The following is a 2,195-nucleotide window of genomic DNA, read 5'->3' as shown; positions in this document are numbered from 1 at the left end:
AGACCTTTCAGATGCCGATTTAACCATCGAAGCCATCATCGAAAATGCCGAAATCAAACAAAAAGTGTTCGCTGAACTGGAAAGTTACCAATCTGATGAAGCCATCATTGCTTCAAACACTTCGTCGCTTTCCATCGCTTCACTGGCAGCATCCCTTAATAAACCTGAGCGTTTTATCGGCATCCATTTTTTCAACCCCGCACCTTTAATGCCATTGGTTGAAATCATTCCAGCAATTCAAACTTCCCAAGAAGTAAAAAATAAAGTGGTTCAAATTATTGAAGACTGGAAAAAAATTGGGGTTTTGGCAAAAGACACACCCGGCTTTATCGTTAACCGCGTGGCGCGTCCCTTTTATGGCGAAGCACTGCGCATTTATGAAGAAGGAATATCCAATTTTGCCACTATTGACTGGGCAATGAAAGAAATCGGTGGTTTCAGAATGGGCCCCTTTGAACTAATGGATTTTATTGGCAACGACGTCAATTATACCGTGACCGAAACTGTTTTCACAGCCTTCTATTTCGACCCAAGATACAAGCCGGCATTTACCCAAAAACGCTTTGCCGAAGCAGGCTATTTAGGCAGAAAAACAGGCAAGGGATATTATGATTACACAAAAGAAGTCATTCCGAGTGAAACGAAGGAAACTTATGATAAAGAACTCTGTCAAGAAATTTTTGAACGCATTTTGGTTATGCTCATCAACGAAGCCGCTGACGCCTTGTTTTTAAACATCGCTTCCGCCAAAGATATTGACTTGGCAATGACCAAAGGAGTCAATTACCCAAAAGGATTACTCGCCTGGGCAAACGAAAAAAGCATCGACTGGTGCGTCAAAAAAATGGACGCCCTTTATGATGAATACCGTGAAGACAGATATCGTTGCAGCCCGCTGCTGAGGAAAATGAAAAAAGAGAACAAAAAGTTTGAAGATTAACATCAAAAAAGCTTAGTGAAACTTTGTGCCCTTAGTGCTTTAGTGGTTAAAAACACAGTTGTAGATTTTAAAAAATGGAAGGAAATATAATACCCGAAAAAATGCTCTCCTTGGATTCTTTCAGCCAATGGCTGGGAATCAAGATTCTGGAATGTGAAATAGGTCGCTGCAAAGTGGGGATGACCGTGCGCAAAGAAATGTTGAATTCGATGAACAAAGCTCATGGTGGTATTACCTATTCACTAGCAGATACAGCTTTCGGGTTTTCGGCCAATACTTACGGGAAGTTTGCCGTTTCGATAGAAACCTCCATCAATCACATTGAAGCATTAGAAGAAGGTGATTTCATCACCGCCGAATCCATCATCGACGAAACCCGAAACAAACTCGGTTTTCACATCATAGAAGTGAAAAAAGACGAAAAATTGGTAGCTTTGTTTAAAGGGGTTGTTTACAGGACTTCAAAAGACTGGAAATAAAATCATCCACGTTCTATTAATCAATAAATGATGCTAGAAGAAATTAAATTATTAACTTAAAAACACGAGACTTCCGCTTTCGCGGAAGCATGAATTATGTATATAATCGACGGAATCAGAACACCCATAGGCAGTTATCAAGGCATCCTTTCACCGGTTCGTACCGATGATTTGGCAGCCCTTGTTATTGCCGAAATCGTAAAACGAAATCCCAATATCCCAAAAGAGGCTTATGACGATGTCATTTTAGGCTGTGCCAATCAAGCAGGAGAAGACAATCGCAACGTTGCCCGAATGGCCTCGTTACTAGCCGGATTGCCTTATTCAGTACCGGGAGAAACCGTAAACCGACTTTGCAGCAGCGGGCTTTCAGCCATCATTCACGCCAACCGAGCCATCAAAGCCGGTGATGGCGATCTTTTTATAGCAGGCGGTGTGGAACATATGACTCGCGGGCCCTATGTGATAGCAAAACCTTCAACCGCTTTTGGAACCGATGCTAAAATGTATGATTCCAGTTTTGGTTGGCGCTTTGTCAATCCCAAAATGCACGAAATGTACGGCACAGATGGTATGGGCGTCACCGCAGAAAACCTAGTGGAGAAATACAACATCTCCCGTGAAGACCAAGATGCGTTTGCCTACAACTCTCAAATGAAAGCTGCAAAAGCACAACAAAATGGACGCCTGGCAAAAGAAATTGTAACCGTGGAAATTCCGCAAAGAAAAAAAGACCCTATATTGTTTTCAGAAGACGAATTCATTAAACCTTCTAC

General features: G+C 42.0%; 3 protein-coding genes. All 3 read left to right on the top strand.

Going from position 1 to position 2,195, the window contains the following annotated elements; all coding sequences use genetic code 11:
- The coding region (locus AC6F75_RS12230; RefSeq protein WP_500715319.1) for a 3-hydroxyacyl-CoA dehydrogenase family protein at positions 1-940 on the top strand (940 nt) is incomplete at its 5' end.
- Positions 941-1,014: 74 nt separating this feature from the next.
- Positions 1,015-1,419 carry a hotdog fold thioesterase gene (locus tag AC6F75_RS12225; protein ID WP_500715318.1) on the top strand — a complete coding sequence of 135 codons (405 nt, stop codon included), beginning with the start codon at positions 1,015-1,017 and terminating at the stop codon, positions 1,417-1,419.
- A 96-nt stretch (positions 1,420-1,515) separates the two neighbouring features.
- Positions 1,516-2,195, top strand: a 680-nt coding sequence (locus AC6F75_RS12220) for a thiolase family protein (protein WP_500715317.1), incomplete at its 3' end; no start/stop codon positions are given.

The sequence above is a fragment of the Planktosalinus sp. genome, from assembly GCF_059864935.1.
This window is presented reverse-complemented; position numbering and strand designations above follow the sequence as displayed.

Bases quoted from the DNA above. Each gene is read 5' to 3' on its own strand.
- AC6F75_RS12225 (WP_500715318.1), top strand. From the start codon at position 1,015: ATGGAAGGAAATATAATACCCGAAAAAATGCTCTCCTTGGATTCTTTC.